The organism is Pseudoalteromonas sp. B131b (assembly GCF_037162545.1).
GTDB lineage: Bacteria > Pseudomonadota > Gammaproteobacteria > Enterobacterales > Alteromonadaceae > Pseudoalteromonas > Pseudoalteromonas fuliginea.
The window spans coordinates 3,317,781-3,338,224 of the sequence record NZ_JARLUZ010000001.1 but is presented as its reverse complement, the minus strand read 5'-3'; the positions used below and the strand labels follow the sequence as shown (position 1 = coordinate 3,338,224).

General features: G+C 39.1%; 15 protein-coding genes and 3 pseudogenes. 4 read left to right on the top strand and 14 right to left on the bottom strand.

Annotated elements, in window-relative coordinates; translation table 11 throughout:
• Positions 1 to 7 precede the first annotated feature (7 nt).
• The 5 genes and pseudogenes from P4S65_RS15340 to ccoN form a co-directional block, all read right to left on the bottom strand.
• Positions 8 to 499: a FixH family protein gene (locus P4S65_RS15340; protein WP_096793345.1), complete on the bottom strand. Its 492-nt coding sequence runs from the start codon at positions 497 to 499 to the stop codon at positions 8 to 10.
• A gap of 148 nt (positions 500 to 647) precedes the next feature.
• A complete protein-coding gene (gene ccoP, locus P4S65_RS15335) occupies positions 648 to 1,682 on the bottom strand; it encodes a cytochrome-c oxidase, cbb3-type subunit III (RefSeq protein WP_007375299.1) in 1,035 nt (344 codons plus the stop codon).
• Positions 1,679 to 1,863: pseudogene (locus P4S65_RS15330) on the bottom strand (cbb3-type cytochrome oxidase subunit 3). The gene ccoP and the pseudogene P4S65_RS15330 overlap by 4 nt, the downstream one beginning before the upstream one ends.
• A gap of 6 nt (positions 1,864 to 1,869) precedes the next feature.
• Positions 1,870 to 2,544, bottom strand: coding sequence for a cytochrome-c oxidase, cbb3-type subunit II (gene ccoO / locus P4S65_RS15325; RefSeq protein WP_033016430.1), 675 nt, complete (start codon positions 2,542 to 2,544; stop codon positions 1,870 to 1,872).
• Between the two features lie 12 nt (positions 2,545 to 2,556).
• Positions 2,557 to 3,990, bottom strand: a complete 1,434-nt coding sequence (gene ccoN / locus P4S65_RS15320) for a cytochrome-c oxidase, cbb3-type subunit I (protein ID WP_002961515.1) — start codon at positions 3,988 to 3,990, stop codon at positions 2,557 to 2,559.
• 596 nt (positions 3,991 to 4,586) lie between these two features.
• Between ccoN and P4S65_RS15315 the strand changes: the two genes are divergently transcribed.
• From P4S65_RS15315 to P4S65_RS15305, 3 genes and pseudogenes are all read left to right on the top strand, one after another.
• Positions 4,587 to 4,757, top strand: a complete 171-nt coding sequence (locus P4S65_RS15315; protein WP_337120530.1) for a hypothetical protein — start codon at positions 4,587 to 4,589, stop codon at positions 4,755 to 4,757.
• Positions 4,758 to 5,910: 1,153 nt separating this feature from the next.
• Positions 5,911 to 8,361, top strand: coding sequence for a TonB-dependent receptor (locus P4S65_RS15310; protein ID WP_337120529.1), 2,451 nt, complete (start codon positions 5,911 to 5,913; stop codon positions 8,359 to 8,361).
• A gap of 104 nt (positions 8,362 to 8,465) precedes the next feature.
• Positions 8,466 to 9,815 (top strand): annotated as a pseudogene (locus P4S65_RS15305) (hypothetical protein).
• Positions 9,816 to 9,934: 119 nt separating this feature from the next.
• On the opposite strand, the gene P4S65_RS15300 reads toward P4S65_RS15305, so the two are convergent.
• The 8 genes from P4S65_RS15300 to P4S65_RS15265 form a co-directional block, all read right to left on the bottom strand.
• The gene (locus P4S65_RS15300; protein ID WP_007375295.1) at positions 9,935 to 10,186 is read right to left on the bottom strand and encodes a hypothetical protein; all 252 of its coding nucleotides are present in this window, start codon (positions 10,184 to 10,186) and stop codon (positions 9,935 to 9,937) included.
• Between the two features lie 26 nt (positions 10,187 to 10,212).
• Positions 10,213 to 11,049 carry a peptidoglycan binding protein CsiV gene (locus P4S65_RS15295; RefSeq protein WP_337120528.1) on the bottom strand — a complete coding sequence of 279 codons (837 nt, stop codon included), beginning with the start codon at positions 11,047 to 11,049 and terminating at the stop codon, positions 10,213 to 10,215.
• Entirely contained in the window at positions 11,006 to 14,521 is a 3,516-nt protein-coding gene (gene mfd, locus P4S65_RS15290) for a transcription-repair coupling factor (protein WP_337120527.1), read from the bottom strand. Before mfd ends, P4S65_RS15295 begins: the two co-directional genes overlap by 44 nt.
• A gap of 59 nt (positions 14,522 to 14,580) precedes the next feature.
• The gene (locus tag P4S65_RS15285; RefSeq protein ID WP_337120526.1) at positions 14,581 to 15,474 is read right to left on the bottom strand and encodes a carbon-nitrogen hydrolase; all 894 of its coding nucleotides are present in this window, start codon (positions 15,472 to 15,474) and stop codon (positions 14,581 to 14,583) included.
• Complete coding sequence (locus P4S65_RS15280) at positions 15,471 to 16,526, bottom strand: agmatine deiminase family protein (RefSeq protein WP_337120525.1); 1,056 nt, start codon at positions 16,524 to 16,526, stop codon at positions 15,471 to 15,473. Before P4S65_RS15280 ends, P4S65_RS15285 begins: the two co-directional genes overlap by 4 nt.
• Positions 16,527 to 16,583: 57 nt before the next feature.
• Complete coding sequence (locus tag P4S65_RS15275; RefSeq protein ID WP_149606366.1) at positions 16,584 to 17,192, bottom strand: PilZ domain-containing protein; 609 nt, start codon at positions 17,190 to 17,192, stop codon at positions 16,584 to 16,586.
• A 224-nt stretch (positions 17,193 to 17,416) separates the two neighbouring features.
• A complete protein-coding gene (locus tag P4S65_RS15270; protein ID WP_033038438.1) occupies positions 17,417 to 18,184 on the bottom strand; it encodes a haloacid dehalogenase type II in 768 nt (255 codons plus the stop codon).
• Positions 18,184 to 18,834, bottom strand: a complete 651-nt coding sequence (locus tag P4S65_RS15265; protein ID WP_337120524.1) for a peroxiredoxin-like family protein — start codon at positions 18,832 to 18,834, stop codon at positions 18,184 to 18,186. The genes P4S65_RS15270 and P4S65_RS15265 overlap by 1 nt, the downstream gene beginning before the upstream one ends.
• A 122-nt stretch (positions 18,835 to 18,956) precedes the next feature.
• Here P4S65_RS15265 and P4S65_RS15260 point away from each other — a divergent pair.
• Positions 18,957 to 19,843: pseudogene (locus P4S65_RS15260) on the top strand (LysR family transcriptional regulator).
• A gap of 89 nt (positions 19,844 to 19,932) precedes the next feature.
• Here P4S65_RS15260 and P4S65_RS15255 read toward each other — a convergent pair.
• Entirely contained in the window at positions 19,933 to 20,337 is a 405-nt protein-coding gene (locus P4S65_RS15255; RefSeq protein WP_337120523.1) for a DUF2937 family protein, read from the bottom strand.
• Positions 20,338 to 20,444 lie beyond the last annotated feature (107 nt).

Here is a 20,444-nt window from a genome sequence, read left to right as displayed (position 1 = left end):
GTAATGACTACTTATAGTTAGGATTAACTAAAACGGTTTCAGCCGTCGGTAGAACAATGTTCTCTTTTAGTTTCCAACTACCATCAATTGGCTCAATAAATACAGAATATGCACCCGCTGTGTACTCATCAAGTAATGCAGTAAACTCTTGATTGGCATTAGGCGTAAGTGTGGCTTCAAAGTCATGCGCTTTAATGGTGCGATGGTAAAACGAGAGCTTTAATACATGCACATTGCTGCTATCGCCTTTTGTAAATTTAAAGCTTACACGTTCATTAGTAACATTTAATTCGCCGTGTAAATAAAGTGCTTTTGCTTTTTCAAACTTGGTTAATTCTAAGTTTATTGCTTTCCCTTTTTTGTAGTAGTCGTCAACAACCATATCTGGGCCGTTACCTATCGCCGTAATAAACAAGCTAATACAGCCAATAATGGCAACTAACGGAAAAAAGATTAAAAACCAAGGCCAAAAATTTTTATACCACGGAGTAGGTTGCATAGTGTCTCTAAAATTAGTTTAGGAAGCGTTATTTTATAGGAATTATACGTAAAAGACTAAAAAAAGCCTCACAGTGGAGGCTTTTTTGATCTGGATTAATCTATTGAATTAAATAAATTAATTTATAAACATTTTATTAACCGCGTGCTTATTTATCTTGCGATAAACTGTAAACGTAGGCTGTTAATAAGTGAATCTTATCTTCACCTAAAATGTCTTTCCAAGCAGGCATTACACCAGCACGGCCGTGGTTAAGCGTTTCTTCAACAGCGCGTTGAGAGCCACCGTATAACCAAATGTTATCAGTCAGGTTAGGTGCGCCAAATGGTAGGTTATGTGCAACCGACCCTTTACCATCAGCACCGTGACATGCGGCGCACATTGCAAACTTAGCGGCACCTGCTGCTGCATCTTTTTGGTTAACAGTACGGCCAGAAAGGCTCAGCACATGTGCTGTCATTTCTTTAACGCCTTGCTCGCCAAGAGCTGGGCCCCAAGCAGGCATCGCTGCAATACGACCATTAAGCAGAGTTTCTCTAATTTTGTCTGGTGTACCGCCATATAACCAATCTTTATCAGTTAGGTTAGGGAAGCCAGTTCCACCACGCGCATCAGAGCCGTGACATTGCGCACAGTTTTGTGAGAATAAACGCTGACCAATTTCGATGGCTAATTGGCCATCTGTTTGCTCATGTTTGTCGCCATTTTTTAGAGCAACTTGCTGCGCTGCGTCACCTTCAAACTTAGAATTAACTAAATCTAAAACCGGCACTTGTGCAAGTCGGTTAAAAATAGGACCAAAGCGTTCTTCTGCGGCTTCGTACTCTTTATCGAGTTTAACAAAACGACCTTCAGCTTTGGCCTCTGCAACTGCTTTTTTAGACTCAGCTAAAGACGTAATACCTTGATTAGAACTAGTCCATTTACCTAACCCTTCCCAGTTACCTAAACCTGGGTAAGCTGCAAGGTAATATACTGACCAAATAAAAGTTGCGAAAAACATGTAAGTCCACCATTTTGGTAGTGGATTATTTAGCTCTTCAATGCCGTCAAATTCATGTCCACAGCTTTCACCTTCTTTTACGCCAGCATAGTTTTTTAAGTTCCAAACTAATAAGCCAAAGATGATGCATAAGCATGCAAGGGTTAATACAATAACCCAAATACTCCAAAAGCTAGTCATTTTTCAGACTCCTTTTCCTCGTTAGAGAGTGTGTTGTTATGTTTTTTTCATCTTCGAAAATGGCATTAGCAGCGCTATCAAAACGATTTTTGCTACGCTTGCTGTATGCCCATACAACAATCACAATAAACAATACTAAAATTACCAGAGTCAAAATGCCTCTGTATGTTCCGTAATCCATAATAATTTACTTCAAGTGGGTACCAAGTTGCTGTAAATACGCGATTAGAGCTTGCATCTCTGTTGCGCCTTCGCCGTTATTCATAGCGTTAACTTTTTCAACATCAGCTTTAAGTTCTTCGTCGCTGCCATAACCTAGGCCCGGGTGTTTAGGGTTTTCTGGGTTAATAGCAAAAGTATCACGGAAAATTTGTAGTTTTTTCAGAGTCAGGCTTGTATCTACCTTATCCTCTGCTAACCAAGGAAAACCTGGCATATTCGACTCAGGAACCACGGCACGTGGGTCAACTAAGTGAGCATAATGCCAATCGTCCGAGTAACGTTTACCAACGCGAGCAAGGTCAGGACCAGTACGTTTAGAACCCCATTGGAAAGGGTGATCCCATACTGATTCGCCTGCTACAGAGTAGTGACCGTAACGCTCAACTTCATCACGAAAAGGGCGGATCATTTGTGAGTGACAGTTATAACAACCTTCACGTACATATATATCACGGCCTTCCATTTCTAAAGCGTTAAGAGGGCGTAGGCCTTCTACTGGTTTAGTTGTGTCGTCTTGGAACATTAGCGGAGTAATTTCAACTAATGCACCAAAGCTGATAGCAAAAACAGTCAGAATAGCCATAAGGCCAACGTTTTTTTCTACTATCTCATGTTTATTTTGTGAATTTTTATTGCTCATCATCTCACTCCGTTATGCTAATTGTGCTTGCGCGTCTAACTTCAGAGATTCTTTCTCAGCTGAAATTGTACGGAAAACGTTATAAGCCATAACTAACATACCTGTTACGATGAATACACCGCCTACAAAACGCATGATGTAGAAAGGATGCGACGCTTCTAAAGACTGCACAAAGCTGTACATTAATGTACCGTCAGCATTCACTGCACGCCACATTAGACCTTGCATTACACCAGAGATCCACATTGCAACAATGTATAAAACAACACCTACAGTGTGTAACCAGAAGTGGGTATTAACCAATTTAACGCTATACATACGACCTTGCGCAAATAACGCAGGAATTAAGTGGTAAATAGCACCAATTGAAATCATAGCAACCCAACCTAGCGCACCTGAGTGTACGTGGCCGATTGTCCAATCTGTGTAGTGAGATAACGCATTTACAGATTTAATTGCCATCATAGGACCTTCAAACGTAGACATACCGTAGAAAGACAATGAAACAACTAAGAAGCGTAATACTGGGTCAGTGCGTAGTTTATGCCACGCGCCTGATAGGGTCATAATACCGTTAATCATACCACCCCAAGACGGCACGAATAGGATAATAGACATAACCATACCTAAACTTTGCGTCCAATCAGGAAGCGCAGTGTAGTGAAGGTGGTGAGGACCTGCCCAGATATATAATGAAATTAGTGCCCAAAAGTGAACTACCGATAAGCGGTATGAGTAAACTGGGCGACCTGCTTGTTTTGGTACAAAGTAATACATCATACCTAAGAAACCAGCAGTTAATAGGAAACCTACAGCGTTATGACCGTACCACCACTGGACCATCGCATCTACCGCACCTGCATAGATTGAGTATGATTTAGTTAACGACACAGGCACAGCCATGCTGTTTACAATATGAAGCACTGCAACAGTAATTATAAAGCCAGCATAGAACCAGTTAGCAACATAAATGTGCGACACTTTACGCTTGATTAAAGTACCAAAGAATACAATGGCGTAAACAATCCAAACCACAGCGATTAAAATATCGATTGGCCACTCAAGTTCTGCATATTCTTTTGAGCTAGTAATACCTAAAGGAAGCGTTATTACTGCTAATACTATAACCAGCTGCCAGCCCCAAAATGAAAAGGCGGCGAGTTTGTCTGAGAAAAGACGCGTTTGACAAGTACGTTGTACGACGTAATAAGACGTCGCAAAAAGTGCACTAGTACCAAATGCGAAAATTACTGCGTTCGTGTGTAACGGACGTAGTCGAGAGTATGTTAACCATGGTGTATCAAAGTTAAGTGCTGGCCAAGCTAATTGGGCAGCAATCAGAACCCCAATACTCATGCCAACGATGCCCCAAATCACTGTCATAATAGCGAATTGGCGTACAACTTTATAGTTATACTCAGTTTGTGATGCTACTGTTTGGCTCATTTTCTGGCTTCCGCTGCAATAAATGCGTTTAGAAATGAATTACCCACTTTTAAAAAGTGGGGCCTACTATTACTTCACAAGCATGTTACCTAAAACGTTCAAAGCATGAATGCTTCAGAAAACAAACTCGAGAAACCCTTAATTTTTGCGGGTGAAATGATAAATTTTTTGACCTAAAAAAGATAGGTCAATTACGTAATATTATGACATCAATCAAACTTTGTGAGCTTGTTGTTTATTTTTTGATACAGTTTGTGCCATATTTCGACTAATAGTAACACTCCCACTTGTTATTTATAGACCCGATTATTAGTATTCGCTTTTATTTACAGCGAGATTGTTATGCTTATATATAGATTACCCATATTTTTTGTAGCGTTTTTTTATTAATAGCATGTGATTTTTCTGAAAAAAATGAAGCCCAGCTTCTAAAAACAACGCAATGTGATGCCAATTTACCATGTACTTTCCCAAGTGGTGTTAAAGTATGGTTAAGCAATTCTACACTTTCCCCCGAAACTCCATTTACAATTTTTAGTGAGCTACCAAACGGATTGCACATTACAGACGCAAAATTAAAAGGCGTTACTATGTATATGGGGTACATACCTCAACAGTTCATAAAAAAGGGTGAACTTTGGCAAAGCAACACTATGGTCGGTATTTGCTCTGAAAAGAATATGCTTTGGCGCTTGGAGCTTACAATACTTAATCAAACATCTTCAGTAGAACAAGTACTTAACTATAATTTTTATGTAACGTACTAACATATAAAGTTACGATATTTAAATTAATTAGATCACCCAGAAGCGGTTTATCTTTCGAGATTGAATTTTCAGCAGAATGCACCGTTTTTAGGCAGCGTACGCCTGTGCAGTATTTTAATTTCAACCAAGCGGTGATAACGCAGTATAAATGCCAAACATGTGCCGCCCTATGAATTAGACCTAGGGGCGATTTCCCTTTGTAGCTCGCTTTTTTAGCCTGCATGGTTACAAATCTCGCGCCGTGATCAAATTCCATTACGTAGAACAAACTTAATTCTGCAAGGTCAACAGTCCTTAAAGCTTTTACATAAATTAGCACGTATTAAGTTTTTATTGATTGGGTAGGAACTTATTAAAGTGATGACGCAATTTATGACCTAACCTTGTTGATAGCCATTCCTAGTTTATATCCACAGTCCTACACTAAAGAATAAGTAATCCGATTTCAGGTTAAGCAAAGCCCAGTTCTGATCACTTGTAACTACTAGGCCAGCAAAAAACATTTTAAAGAGATATTTTGAACAGCGAGTATTTGGTGTTTAATAATTATTGTCAGCTATCTATAAAGCAACGGTACGAAACAGGCTTTTACTTAAGCTAAAAAGTAAATGTATGCTTTTAAAATAAATATCTAAAAGTAAGCCATGGCTAAAATTATATTTACTTTTGATGTGATTTTAAAAAGTTCAATTTTTAATGTTTCCTGAATAAAAAATTTCTCCTTAAACGCCTCCTAAGCAGCTAAATAAGACTAATTAATCGCTCATTCTGCATAAATATGGTTAGTAATTAACATTTTGTTTTGCGGTTTTAATAATGCGCTGTGATTAACTTGTTAATTAATCAAATATAGGGACATTTTTCCGCTAATTACATTTGATTACAAAGTGAATCACTTTGATTTCAGGTGTTTTTTGTATGTATCATGAATCATATAACTCACTGATGTTTATGTGTATTTATTAATTAACAATGAAACAATCTGTAACGTGTGTACCTTTACTGGTTATTCTATTTTTACGGAAATTAAAATTTGACCACTCGTTAAGTTTTCGTTCAGTTAAAAGCGCCTAAGTTGCCGACCTGACTCACTATTCTTATAACAAGTGAGCATTACCAATCACGGTAAATTTCCAACAAGTAGGGTTCTTTCATGAAAAAATCAACTCTTGGTTTAGCTGTAATTGCAGCAATCCCGATGTTCTCAAGTGTGCAAGTTTTAGCGGCTGACGAAGCAGCTACATCAATTGAAAAAATTCAGGTAACGGGCTCTCGTATTAACCGTACTGATATGGAAACAGCAAGCCCAATCACAGTTATCGGTGATGACTTCATTGCAAAAAGTGGTTTCACATCGGTTGCTGACATACTTTCTACTCAGCCATCCGCTGCAGGTATTAGCTTAGGCGCTTCAAGTAATAATGGTTCAGGTGGTTCTGCGACAGTTAATTTACGTGGTATGGGTTCGCAACGCACACTGGTATTATTAAATGGTCGTCGTATGGTTTCTTCAGGTACCGGCGCAGATTCTTCTGTTGATTTAAATACCATTCCTGTAGCAATGATCAAATCTATCGAAATCTTAAAAGACGGCGCGTCTGCAGTATATGGCTCTGATGCTATTGCTGGTGTTGTTAACATCATAACAAAGAAAGATTTTGAAGGTTCAGAGCTAAACGTTGAAGGAAGCCGCACTACAAAAGGTGATGGCAATAACTACGGTGTTAGTTTATTACACGGAATGAATATTGCCGATGGCAACTTAGTTGTTGGTGCTCAATACTCAAACCGTGGTGAAGTAATTCAGTCGGATCGTCGTTTTGTAGAGCCTGGCGAGTCTTCATTTATCCCTGAAGGAACACTGGGCGGCAGAACTTACCAGGGTAATGGTGTTTTTGCAGATAGAACTACTTCATACGACTTCACAACATCAAGCTATGCTCAAACACCTAATGAGCTATACAGCTTATTTACTAGTTTTGACAAAGAGCTAGACTCAGACACTACATTTAATGTTGATTTGATGTATACACGTCGTGAATCTAATCAACAACTTGCACCACAACCAGCAAGTATTGATTTAAGTACTTCTAGCTTGGATTCAACTTACACAGATAGCTTCCGTGACGCAGATACAGGCGATCTTACTGACTCTTTAGAGTACAGAAGAAGAATGGTTGATGCTGGTCCTCGTATTTATGAGCAAGAAACTGACACTTACCGTGTATCTGTTGCATTACAAGGTTTATTAGATAACGATGCAAGCTGGGATGTAAGTGCAACTTACGGTCGTAATGACTCAAAAGATAAAGTTCAAAACTCAATTAATGCAAGTCGAGTTGAAGAAAGCATTTATGCAAACCAAGCTCTTTGGTTCAGCGGTGATTCTTTAGATCGTAGCTTATTAACATCTAACGATTCAATTTATACTGAGTCAAACGAAGGTGGTAACGAGCAATTTATTCTTTCAGCTGGTTACAGCGCAGTAACAGAAAGTGATATTGGTTACGCAATCGGTGTAGAAAACCGCTTTGAAAGTGGTTACTACACACCAGATCTAATTACTCAGCTTGGTGAGAGCACAGCTGCACAACAAGATCCAACTGAAGGTGATTTCTCAGTACAGTCTATCTACTTTGAAACATCTATGCCGGTATTAGAGACTGTTACCCTTGAAGGTGCTGCTCGCTACGATAACTACTCTACCTTTGGTGGCGAAACAACGTGGAAACTTGGTGCAACGTGGAATGTAACTGAAGAGTTTATGGTTCGTTCTGTATTAGCTACTGGCTTTAGAGCACCAAACGTATCAGAACTGTTTGGTGGTAACTCAGGTTCGTACGATTACCTAGCTGATCCATGGGGCAACGAACAAGATGCTCAAATACTTGTAAACTACACAAGTGATAACGATCTTAAAGCCGAAGAAAGTCGCTCTTTCACTTTTGGTATGGTTTGGGAAGTAGCTGACGGTTTATCAACAACTCTAGATTACTGGAAGTTTGATATTACTAATGCGATTACTCGCTTAGATGTTCAAAACGAAATGAATAGCTGTTTTGCAGGTGACTCAGAATCATGTTCATCAGTAAACATTACACAATCTGGTGACTTATCTAACCTAAGTTCAGCACTTACTAACGTAGGTTCTCAAGAAACGTCAGGTGTTGATTGGAATATTAGCTACTCTGCAGATAACTACCGTATAAACCTTGATACAACTTATTTAATTAAGTTTGAAGAAGATGACATTAATTACACAGGTACTATTGATGGCAACATCGGTGGTTACTCTAAAATAAAGTCTAACCTTTCAGTTAATTACGATCTAACTGATTCATTAAATATCCTTTATAACGCAAGATTCCTTCGTGGAATGGATGGTGACTACTACGGTGAAAACTTTAGTACTGACAACGTTATTTACCACGATATTTCAATGAGCTACAACTTGAATGATGCATTACGATTTACTGGTGGCATGAACAACATTTTCGATAAAGAGCCTGAGAAAGTATTAGGTGGTAACGATATGGGTACTGTTCCAGAAGTTTATGATGTAATTGGTTCACGTGTTTTTGCAAGTGTAAACTACAAGTTTTAACTAGCACATTAATCGTATTAAGGCTCAGTATTTACTGAGCCTTTTTTATTGAACAAAACAAAGGAGACAAGTACACTAAAACGATATTTTAGAAGGAGAACTGATTGTTAAAACAAGATGAAAACTTATCTTTTGTCATTGAACCAGAGCTTACTCCTCGTTCTGAACAGCGCATAGATCTGTATTTTTCTATCCCTAATGAAATGGGGATTAATCCGCAAACCCTCACTGAAGAATCCTACTTTAATAACCATTTTAAATCGCACTTAGCGTATAACGCTAATAATATTCATTTGCCCTTGGTGCGAAGTCGTTTTGTTAGTAAAAACAAAGGCGAACAGCAAGATTACCGGCAAAATCTTAATTTATTCTGTTACCAAGTACGTTTAGCACTCGACGCCGATATAAAAGATGCGTTAAAAATTAGCGAGGCTGATGATTTTTATAAACGCGCCAATGAAGTGTACGAACAAAGTGAAGGACTTTTAAAAAAGCTGCGTCGATATACGCCTGATGATGAAAAGTTACTGCCATTTTTTACCAATGCCGATAATTACTTGAGTTGGCATGTTGAGCAATCTTTTTAAAGCTTTTAGATGAAGGTCCACGTAGCAGCGATTATGCAAAAGAACGTAATGAGTTACTGCAATTTTGTAAAAATGAAAATACGTACCGCGCTGATAAAAATTATAATTCTGAAACCACCATGCAAGATGCTAATCGAATAACGAATAAGATGCGCTTGCTACAACGCTTAATTGAGCATGGCGTTATATTACAGCGGCAAACGCGATTTTTGAATAGCTATCTAAAACGTTTGGTTAAAGGTACAGTGACGGCCGTTATAATGGCTTTTGTGATGGTGGTAATATTAAACGCGCGCTCAAGTTTTACAGAAGTAACTGCAACCCTTATTTTGATTTTAGGGGTGATCTATGGCTTACGAGAAATATTTAAAGAAGACATAACACGTGTAATCTGGCGGGCTATTGTGCAGGGTAGACCTAAATGGCGATTTAGTTTTAAAAATAGCATTACTAAAGATAAAATAGCGAGTCAGTTTATTTGGCTCGAATACACACGTTTTAAAAAAATCCCTAAAGAAGTTAAATCTATCTTTTCAAAACGTCGTCAGCAAAATAAACAAGCGGCTCAGTGGTTGCATTTTGCAAGTGAAACGCGTGTAAGCGCAAAAGAATTTTTACCAGGTTATGATACGCTACAGCAAACATTACATTTTAACCTTGCACCGTTTGCACGTTACTTAAAGCGGGGAGGGGAAGTTATATCATTTAGACAGTAATAAAATTTCTAAGCAGGCAGTAGAAAGGCGCTATCAATTAAACATGGTGCTGGTGTTAACTGAAGAGGATAAAAAGCTTTACCAACGTTATAAAATCACCCTTAATCGCAGTAAAATAGTCAATATAGAACTTATTTATTCTACAAAATAATACGCCTTTTATTAAAAACATGATCATTCTAGCGAATTAAATAACTCACTAATTTAATGCAATTAGTATAAAAAAGGAGGGCAGACTTAAATCTGCCCTCCTTTTTTATAAGTATACGTCTATTTAGTTAAACCGTGCTTACTGTATAAAGTTACTTTATCTGATACTAATGTGATTTCTATATTTTTAGTCTCATCACCCCAAACGCAATTAGTATGAAGTGTTTTTTCTACACAGTTATCCGCACTACCTAATAGTGTTTCTACTTCAGTTTTATCCATTCCGATTTCTATTTTTTCGTAATTCTCTAAGCTTACTTTTGAACAAGCTGCAAGGCTAAGTGTAGCCACAATAATGAGGAGTTTTTTCATTGTTATTTCCTATTTGGTAAATACGATTAATGATTAAATTTTCTTATTTGTACAATCATTCCCATACGAGGATGATCAAAATAATGAATCTCGCTGCTTATCACACGTCTAAACTGTGAAAAGCGGGCTGATTCTATGTCGCCATTTTCTAGCTTTTGACTGATATCAAAATCGGCTGTTATGTAGAGATAATGACGTACATGGATTTTAAATAAACCCTCTAATTCCCAATTAACGTTTAGTTTATCTGGATCGTTAAATAGCTTAGGTTGGGAGTTTAGTAAGCTGACAAAATCGGGGTTTGAGTAGCTAGGAATGGTGTTTATGTTATTTCTTATATGTTTACCAGCAATTAAGCGTACGCTTGGTGCACGGGACTTACTCGCTTCTTCAAAGCGCCAGCCAGTATGCAGAATAGGTGTTAATCCTTTTCGAACAAGCTCTGTATATTGAGTTTTAAACTGCAATTGTTCAGGTGATAAGAGGTAGGTTTGTTCCATAGTTTCTTGCGTTTCAGCAATTGGCGTCACAGGGAACTCATCGTAGCTTTGTATATAGTCAATACTATCGTCACACACATTCGACTGTGGATTTAGGTTAACTAAAGAGTCGGTAAATGAGCGTTTTTGAAAACGCTCATCGCCATCTATGCAGGCCTGCATTGCTTGCTCTTTATAAAGAGGCGTTAGTAAGTCTAGGGTGTTCTTATCTTCAATAGCTTTGTGTTTAAGGCTAAAGTCTTCTTGTAAGTAAGGGGCGGGGAGTTGTTTAAAAACGAGTACTTCAACCTCAAACCAACGCTCTGCAAATGCAGTGCTGCTAAATAAGCAGCATAAAACAACAAGCGATTTTTTTAGCAACATTAATGGCTAACCTTTTTTCGAAATCTGCAATCATTGCAGTGACCATTTTTAAGCGTTCGCGGGCATTTGCCTCACTAATTGCAAAGCGCAGTTTATTTGCGCCATCCATTTTGTACACCTTAGGCGAACTTTGTATCAAGCCAATGATGAAGCTAGGGTTAACCTTGGTATCTTGGCTAAACTCAAAGTAACCGCCTTTAGGGTTCGCTTCAATTTTTGTAATGCCTAAATTACTGGCTTGCATTTTAAGTTGCTGCAGGCTAAATAAGTTTTTAGCAGCATCAGGCAGCAAACCAAAACGGTCTATCAACTCGACCTGTAGTTCATCCATATCATCAAGGTTAGCACAACTAGCAACGCGCTTGTACATACCTAAGCGTGCATTTACATCGTGTATGTAGTCATCAGGTAATAATGCAGCCAGTTTTAAATCTACTTCGGTTTGTTTTTGAAGTAGGTTTTCAAGCGTTGGCTCTTTACCCTCGCGCAGCGCATTTACTGCTTGTTCGAGCATTTCCATATACAAACTAAAGCCGATGGTTTGCATTTGACCTGATTGATCATCGCCAAGTAACTCACCCGCACCACGAATTTCTAAATCGTGTGTAGCGAGGGCAAAACCTGCACCTAAATCTTCTAACGATTCGATTGCTTGTAAGCGTTTGCTCGCATCTTTAGAGAGTGCTTTAGGGTCACCTGTTAGAAGGTAGGCATATGCTTGATGGTGGCTTCGACCAACTCGTCCACGTAATTGGTGTAACTGGGCAAGGCCAAGTTTATCTGCTCTGTCCATAATTATGGTATTAGCCGTAGGCACATCAATACCGGTTTCGATAATCGTGGTACATACCAGCACGTTGTATTTTTGATGATAAAAGTCAGTCATTATTTGCTCAAGCTCTTGCTCGCGCATTTGGCCATGGGCTGTTGTCACACTGGCTTCAGGTACCCATTCACTAATTTCTTGTGCAACACGCTCAATAGTTTCTACGTTGTTATGTAAAAAGTAAACTTGGCCACCGCGTTTAATTTCTCGCAGTACCGCTTCGCGTATTAGTTCTACATCGCGTTGGCGTACAAAGGTTTTTACCGCTAAACGTTTAGCCGGTGGCGTTGCGATTATCGATAAATCGCGCATGCCGCTCATGGCCATGTTGAGTGTACGAGGTATTGGCGTTGCAGTCAGTGTGAGTATGTCTACATCGGCGCGCAGTGCTTTAATTTTCTCTTTTTGGCGAACACCAAAGCGATGCTCTTCATCAACAATTAACAAGCCTAAATCGTTAAATTTAATGTCTTGTTGAATAAGTTTATGTGTGCCAATAACTATGTCGAGCTTACCGTTGGCCATTTTCTCAAGCGTGTCTTTTTGCTCTTTAGTGGAGTTAAAGCGCGAAAGTACACCAACTTCAATAGGAAAATCAGCAAAACGGTCTTTAAAGTTTTCATAGTGTTGTCGAGCGAGCAAGGTGGTGGGCACTAAAATAGCTACCTGCTTATCATCGTTAACTGCTACAAAAGCAGCGCGCATGGCCACTTCTGTTTTACCAAAGCCTACGTCACCACACACTAAACGATCCATCGCTTGTTTTGATTGCATATCACCTAATACGGCTTCTATGGCGTTGCGCTGATCGTCAGTTTCTTCAAACGGGAAGCTATCGCTAAATTGGCGATATGCAGGGGCGTCTAGAATAAACTTATTACCAGGTTTTGCTTGGCGCTGAGCATAAATGTCGAGTAATTCAGCGGCGACATCGCGAACTTTTTCAGCCGCACGTTTTTTTGCTTTTTCCCATGCATCTGAGCCAAGCTTATGCAGCGGGGCGCTGGCTTCTTCACCACCAGAGTATCGACTAAGCATATGCAATGCAGATACTGGCACGTACAATTTAGCTTCACTTGCGTAAGTAATCGTAACAAACTCAGTAACTACACCTGCAGCATCAATTGTTTGCAAACCTTGGTAACGCCCAACACCATGATCGAGATGCACAACAGGTTGGCCTTCCTTAAGCTCTGCTAAATTACGGATTAGTGCATCTTGGCTGGCTTCGTACTTGTGCTTGCGGCGTCTGCGCTGAGATACTTTTATGCCAAGCAGTTCTTGCTCGGTAATAATAGATAGGCTTGGCTTAGTGCCAAGTACGACACTTTGCTCGAGCGGACTTACTATTAAGCCTACGTCACTTGCACTTTTTATAAATTGTTCGAGTGTTTCAAATTCTTTAAATTTTAAACCGCTTGGTTTTAAAATGCTCAGCAATGATTCGCGACGACCGTCCGATTCAACACTGAGTAATATGCGGCCTTTTTTCTTTTTTTGCTCTGCTACATAATTTATAAACGCGCCATAAGGTTCATGCTGTTTATGGTCTATTCGAATTGCTGGCAGCTCGCTAACGCTTAAGTTTTTATTACCTGCTTTAGTGCCAAGCTTTGCAAGGGATAATCTAATACGTGCAAAATTGCCTAAATTAGAAAACAGCTCTTCAATAGGCTGATAAAGCGCATTAGGTTCAAGTAATGGACGAAGTGGGTCAACTCTGCGGTTTTCATAGCGTACATTTACATCGTGCCAAAAGTTATCTGCCGCATGCTCTAAATCACCCAGCTGCATAACGGTTGTTGTATCTGGCAGGTAGTCAAAAATAGTCGCGAGCTTTTCAAAAAACAACGGCATGTAGTATTCAATACCTGCAGGCCAGTTACCTTTGCTTACTTGCATGTATACTGAATCTTGCTGCGAGCTTGCGCCAAATTTTTCACGGTAGCTTATTCTAAAACGTTCAATATCAGCGTCGTTAGTAGGAAATTCATGCGCTGGAAGTAGCTCAATTTTATCTACTTTTTCATCAGAGCGCTGTGTTTCTACATCAAATAAGCGAATGGTATCGAGTTCGTCATCAAAAAAGTCGAGTCTAAATGGGTGTGGGCTACCCATTGGGTATAAGTCAACGATTGAGCCGCGTATAGCGTATTCGCCGTGCTCCATTACTTGTTGAACATTTAAATAACCGGCTTGCTCTAAATTGTCACGAAAGTTATGAGTGTCTAGTTTGTCGCCCACTTTAAAGTTTATTGTTGAACCGTAAATAAACGAGGCCGGGGCTGTGCGCAACATTAAGGTAGATACAGGCACAATTAACACACTTTGTTGTTCTTTTTTTAAGGTGTTTAAAGTGGCCAGACGGGCTGAAATAATATCTTGATGGGGAGAAAAATGATCGTATGGCAGAGTTTCCCAATCAGGAAATACCATGACTGGGTTATCGGGTAATAAATATTCTAATTCTGTTTCAAGGCGCAGTGCGCTTGGTGTATCAGGCGTAACAATCAAGACTAAGTTGTCTTGTTGTTTAACGCCTTCAGCAATGGCAATACTTAAACCACTTCCGCTTAGCTGGCCCCATTGAATTTTATCTTTTTGAGATTTTACCCAAGGCAAGGCTGCCCATTGCTCAAACGCCATTTATTACTCCATTTATAGTTGGCTCTTAGCAAGTAAGAGCCATCTTGAGTTAAGTTTACTTAGTCTCGGTATATTTTTGTTAGGTCTTTATAGTGATCAATTCGTCTATCACGTAAGAAAGGCCAAATACGTCTTACGTTTTCTGAGCGTTTTTGATCAATTTCTACTACTAAAATTTGCTCATCAGTATTATTCGCCTCTGCTAATAGTTCACCTTGTGGGCCTGCAATGAACGAATTTCCCCAAAACGAAATACCATCGCTTTGTCCGCTTGGGTCACTTTCATGGCCTACGCGATTACAACTAATTACCGGCACACCATTGGCAACAGCATGAGCACGCTGGCTAATAACCCACGCATCTTTTTGACGAGTTTGCTCAGCAATGTCGTCGTTAGGATCCCAACCGATAGCGGTTGGGTAAATTAATATCTCAGCGCCTGCCATTGCCATTAAACGTGCAGCTTCAGGAAACCATTGATCCCAACATACTAGCACGCCTAATTTACCCACCGATGTTTGAATAGGCTCAAAACCGATATCACCTGGGGTAAAGTAAAATTTTTCGTAAAAACCTGGGTCATCAGGAATATGCATTTTACGGTATTTACCCGCAATGCTGCCGTCTTGCTCTAATACAACCGCAGTATTGTGATAAAGGCCCGTAGCGCGTTTTTCAAATAAAGAGGCCACAATAACAATGCTTAGCTCTTTAGCAAGCTCACCTAAGGCATTACTGCTAGGGCCTGGAATGGTTTCGGCTAAATCAAATACGTCAACATTTTCGGTTTGGCAAAAATAGAGGCTTCGGTGTAGCTCTTGAAGTACAACCAGTTTTGCACCTTTTTGAGCTGCTTCACGAATGGCACTCATTGATTTTGCCATATTGTCCTGAGCGTTATCGGTATTGCTTTGTTGCACTAACGCAACGGTTAATTTTGCAGGGCTTGTCATTGTGCTGCTCCAGCTAAAAATCCACGAGGTAATTGCATTGTAATACAGTGCAGGCTGCCAAATTGTTCAATTATTGGTTGGCAATTAACGCCAATAATAGTGTGTTGTGGGTATGCTTTTTGAACTTGCGCAAGAGCACGCTCATCATTGGCATCATTATACGTTGGCACAAGCACAGCATTATTAATAATTAAGTAGTTAGCGTAGGTAGCCGGTAAGCGTGTTTGCTCATCGTCATAAGCGGCTTTTGGCCACGGTAACTCAATTAAGTTATATGGGGTGTTATCGGCAGTTTTAAAGGTTTTTAGTTGTTTTTCCATCGCATCAAGTGCGCTAAAGTGCTCATCAGTTTTATCGTCACACTGCACATATACAAGGGTATTATTTGGTGCAAAGCGCACTAAGGTATCAATGTGGCTGTCGGTGTCATCGCCCGCTAAATAGCCATGTTCAACCCATAAAAAACTGGTCGCGCCTAAGCGCTCTTTTAAAAGTGCTTCAATATCATTTGGGTTTAAATCAGGGTTACGGTTTTTATTAAGCAAACACTCACTGGTTGTTAGCAACACACCGTGCTCGTTTATTTCAATACCGCCACCTTCAAGTACCATATCGAGCGCTTGATATTGGTTGTTTGTGCTACTTAGCTCTTTTACCAAAGTACGATTAATTTGATTGTCCAATGCGCTTTCAAATTTATTGCCCCAACCATTGAAAGTAAAATCATATACTTTTAATTGCTCTGTTGAATCAATAGCGGCGCAAGTAAGCGGACCATGATCGCGCGCCCATGTATCGTTAGTAGGCGTTACTACAAAATGAACACGATTAAGAGAGACGTTAGCACTATTTAGTAAAGCTGTAATATGCACTTTTAAGGCACTGTTATGCGCCACAATAACAAGCTGTTGCTGCGTTGTTATGTGTTTAGCAAGTTCAATATATACAGGTTCTACACGCGCTAAGTTGTCGGCCCAATCGGTGTCTTTGTGAGGCCATGTAAGCATAACAGCGTCTTGCTCGGCCCATTCTGGTAAAAGTCTAAAGTTCATGAATTTTATATACTAATTAAGATGGCGCTAGTTTAGCATTTTACATAAAGATGTCAGCTAATTATCACTGTTTAGGTCGCCTTGGTTTGGTTCAAGTTCTTGACGTTTTTTAAGTTGGCGGGTTTGAGCATGTAAACTCGCTCTAACAATAAGTTCTTGGTCGGTGGTTCTAATTGCGGTAAAAAGCAGGGTGTATTGGTAATGTTCACTATCTTGTTTCTCTACTGCTACAACTTCAGTATAACAGTACACAGCAGATGCTTCGTGATGTAAAAACAGTTTGGTTCTAAATGCTTGGCCAATTGAGTGTACTTCTGGTGATGTAAAGCGAATACCGCCACCGCCATAGCTGTCACATTGGATTGCGTTATCTTGCGCTTGTTCTGAGGCCAAAATATGGCTCATTATTAAATCTATTTTACGCGACTGTGCTTGTAAAAAAGCGGCTAACTCTTGTGCTATATCACCTAAGTTACGCAGAGGACGCAAAGAACTTTGTTCGAGTTCACTGACTTCGTTGGCTAATTTAAATAATGGAGGAATATCGTCTTCAAGCTCAAGTTGTGACTTAGGGACTTGCTTATTTGTCACAGCTAATAGATTCACTCTAATACTTTCATCAATTTGAAAGTATTGCTCAAACTCACCTAATCTTTGACTTTTCATTACACTCTCCACCACGTATTTAGTTAATAGTAGCGTTGTGAGTACTAAATTGCTAGCAGATAAAATAACGCATAGCGGGCTAAATACTTTGTTTACGTTCAATTTTTTAACATGCTGATTATGAGAATAAATACCGTAAAGTTCAACACGCTCTAGGAGTTATAAAAAAGCGGCCAATGTCATCCTAACATTGGCCGCTTGGGTATTGATTCATCAGCGCATACTTATTTAAGTAGAGCGGCTAATTCATGTAAATCTTTCACAACGTGATCTGGTTTTTTAGCTAATGGATAAAGTGCTTTACCCGGGCGTGCTATAAAAGTGGTTTGTAAACCCGCTTCCTTAGCACCAGCAACATCCCAGCCATGGGCTGCTACCATCATTGCTTCATTTGGAGCTACATTTAACTTTTTAAGTACCCACTCATACGCACGTAAGTCTGGTTTGTAAATTTTAATATCTTCAATGCTGTAACGTGCATCAAAGTAAGATATTAAACCAGCGCTTTCAAACTGTGCCTTTACACCTTTGTTTGAAGAATTTGTAAGGCTCACTAATTTATAGCCCTGTGCTTTGAGTTTCGCCAGTCCTTCTTTAACATCGCTGTGTGGAGGAAGCGTTAAAAGAGGTGTAACAATAGCTGTTTTAGCTTGTTCACTAGTAATATCAATATTGTTGTTTTGAGCGACCATGAGGAGTGACGCCACCCCAATTTGCCCAAAGTCATGATAACTACCGCTTACAGTATCTACTAATGAATGGTGCAGCATAGTTGAAAACCACAGTGGTAGTAAATCTTCACGTCCGCCTAATGCTTTACCAATAGAGGTGCGCATTGACGTTAAATCAAGTAGGGTTTCGTTTACATCAAAAATAAGCACTTTAGGTTTTGCTTGTTCTTTTGGTTCATCAGCTACGGCATAACCTGATACAAGGCTTGTGCCCACAAGTAGTGAAAGAGTGAGTGTTTTTAACGATTTTAAAATAGACATTAATTATTCTCCGATTCAAGTGCTGCCATAACATCAATAGGTTCTGCGCGTAGGGTGTAATCTTCGCTTAAAAATGCGTATGTAATAACACCTTCTTGGCTTATTACATAGGTAGCCGGTAGCGGCAATTTAAAGCTTTTATCGCCGTAGTAGTGTTCAAAATCAATACCAAATTGTGTATATAACGCTTGGATACGCTCATCAAGTGTAAATAATAAACCAAATTGCTCAGCTACTTTATTGCTCACATCGCAAAGCACGTCAAATTCAAGGTTGTTTTTTTGTGCAGTTGAGAGAGTCTCATCAGGTAGTTGTGGTGATATTGCGACTAACTGAGCACTTTGAGTTTTAAATTGTGGTAAGTAGTCGTTAAGTGCTTTTAGCTCTAAATTACAATATGGGCACCAGCCACCACGATAAAAGCTAATAATTACTGGGCCTTTTTTTAATAAATCCGCAAGCTCAACGTTTTCGCCTTTATGATTGGCTAGGCTAAAATTTTCTACTTTTTGACCAATTTGCAACGCATTATCTTTAATATGCTGTGCAATAAGCTCTTCGTTTGTAGTGTTCATTAATGCTAAAACGTCAGCTGGTAACTTGGCCTCTTTTTGTACGTTATAGGCATCTATTTGCGCTTTTAAACTCATGATTGAACCTCAATAATTAAACTATCTACAATTATAGTGTTCCAGTTATTTAAATAAACATTGCAAAACTGAAAGCTTCATTCGAAAATGTTAAACATTGAAAAGTGCACAATGGCATCTTTATGTATAATTTAAGCGACCTAGAAACATTTATAGCTGTAGTTGAAAATAAGGGAGTACTTGCTGCTGCCCGTGAGCAGCGTTTATCGCCTGCAACAGTGAGCCATCGCTTAAGTAAACTAGAACGAGAGCTTGCTACAGTGCTTGTTTTTAGAGATAGTAGACGAGTACGGTTATCTCCCGCTGGAGAAATATTTTACACCCGAGTTGGCGCCATAATAGAAGCTTTACGCGATGCTGAGCATAGTATTGGTGCGCGTAGCTCATCGGTAAGTGGCTTACTAAGAGTGACAATGCCCCCATGGGTTTTTTCAAAATACGTAATGCCTAAACTCAATGAGTTTGAGCAAGCTTACCCTGAACTAAAGCTTGATTTTTTAATAACGGATCATTTTGTAAATGTGGTTGATGACGCTCAAGATGTTGCAATTAGGGTGGGAAAATTAAATGACTCAGGATTACTTTCTCGTAAAATCGTAAACAATAGTCGCATACTGTGTGCAGCCCCTAGCTATATAGAAAAGTACGGCATGCCTGAAAATTTAACGCAATTGAGTGAACATTATTGGGTTTGCCTGCCGTGGCAACGCCAGTTAAAGCTTTTGACGAACACAAAAAAATCCATACCTTTAATGCTAAAACTCGTTTTACTATTTCAAACTCCGATAATATGACACAAGCTGCTATTGCAGGTCATGGTATTGCTATTAAGTCAAAAATAGCGATTAATGAAGATCTTAAAAACGGTATTTTGGTTGAAGTTATGCCAGGCGTAATGGCACAAGATGATGCACCAGTTTGGTTTTTACGTCCGCAAAACAGTTTAACTACCCGTAAAACGGACGTATTTTATGATTTTATGAAATCACTATTTTTGAGCTGCGAGTAAACGTTTAAATGAGCGTTTTACTCCAGTTAAAAACAAATAACCAGTAAGCTCTGCAAGCAAGGCTACTATTATGGCTGCAACAATGGCGGCTATAATAGAGTCTTTTTTAAAATGATTTGACCTTCAAAGCGTTGCCATACTTGCTGTTTTATATCGCTTAAATTACTGGTTATGGTAAATAAGTAGGGAGATTCAGAAAACGCATTAACAGCTGCTTGTAAAGCTTGCTGGCGTTTATTTAACACATTAATATTGTTTGCACCTTTATTAATAATGTCATCATCTAAATGTTGATAATGTTTAATGAGTTTATCTAAGTCATTATTAAAGTATTGCGCTGCGTCATTCTTAAATGGCTTAATTGCGTTGTTAGCTTCAATTAACTGCGCATTTATAGCTTGCCCAAAATCACTCACAAATGCAGGAATTTGCACACCTAAAAGTAAACCACACGCAAAAAAACTTAATCGTATATAGTCTAAAAGTTTACTCATAAACTTTCCTTTTTAAAAACAATACATATAAATAACCCAAAGTTAACATTTTGCTTGTTTTTATGCTCAAAACTCGTAATCTAAAGGTACTAAAAATAACAACAGGT

Excerpts from the sequence above, each read along its gene's own strand:
- P4S65_RS15340 (WP_096793345.1), bottom strand. The coding sequence starts at position 499 with ATGCAACCTACTCCGTGGTATAAAAATTTTTGGCCTTGGTTTTTAATC.
- ccoP (WP_007375299.1), bottom strand. The coding sequence starts at position 1,682 with ATGACTAGCTTTTGGAGTATTTGGGTTATTGTATTAACCCTTGCATGC.
- ccoO (WP_033016430.1), bottom strand. The coding sequence starts at position 2,544 with ATGAGCAATAAAAATTCACAAAATAAACATGAGATAGTAGAAAAAAAC.
- ccoN (WP_002961515.1), bottom strand. The coding sequence starts at position 3,990 with ATGAGCCAAACAGTAGCATCACAAACTGAGTATAACTATAAAGTTGTA.
- P4S65_RS15315 (WP_337120530.1), top strand. The coding sequence starts at position 4,587 with ATGGGGTACATACCTCAACAGTTCATAAAAAAGGGTGAACTTTGGCAA.
- P4S65_RS15310 (WP_337120529.1), top strand. The coding sequence starts at position 5,911 with ATGAAAAAATCAACTCTTGGTTTAGCTGTAATTGCAGCAATCCCGATG.
- P4S65_RS15300 (WP_007375295.1), bottom strand. The coding sequence starts at position 10,186 with ATGAAAAAACTCCTCATTATTGTGGCTACACTTAGCCTTGCAGCTTGT.
- P4S65_RS15295 (WP_337120528.1), bottom strand. The coding sequence starts at position 11,049 with ATGTTGCTAAAAAAATCGCTTGTTGTTTTATGCTGCTTATTTAGCAGC.
- mfd (WP_337120527.1), bottom strand. The coding sequence starts at position 14,521 with ATGGCGTTTGAGCAATGGGCAGCCTTGCCTTGGGTAAAATCTCAAAAA.
- P4S65_RS15285 (WP_337120526.1), bottom strand. The coding sequence starts at position 15,474 with ATGACAAGCCCTGCAAAATTAACCGTTGCGTTAGTGCAACAAAGCAAT.
- P4S65_RS15280 (WP_337120525.1), bottom strand. The coding sequence starts at position 16,526 with ATGAACTTTAGACTTTTACCAGAATGGGCCGAGCAAGACGCTGTTATG.
- P4S65_RS15275 (WP_149606366.1), bottom strand. The coding sequence starts at position 17,192 with ATGAAAAGTCAAAGATTAGGTGAGTTTGAGCAATACTTTCAAATTGAT.
- P4S65_RS15270 (WP_033038438.1), bottom strand. The coding sequence starts at position 18,184 with ATGTCTATTTTAAAATCGTTAAAAACACTCACTCTTTCACTACTTGTG.
- P4S65_RS15265 (WP_337120524.1), bottom strand. The coding sequence starts at position 18,834 with ATGAGTTTAAAAGCGCAAATAGATGCCTATAACGTACAAAAAGAGGCC.
- P4S65_RS15255 (WP_337120523.1), bottom strand. The coding sequence starts at position 20,337 with ATGAGTAAACTTTTAGACTATATACGATTAAGTTTTTTTGCGTGTGGT.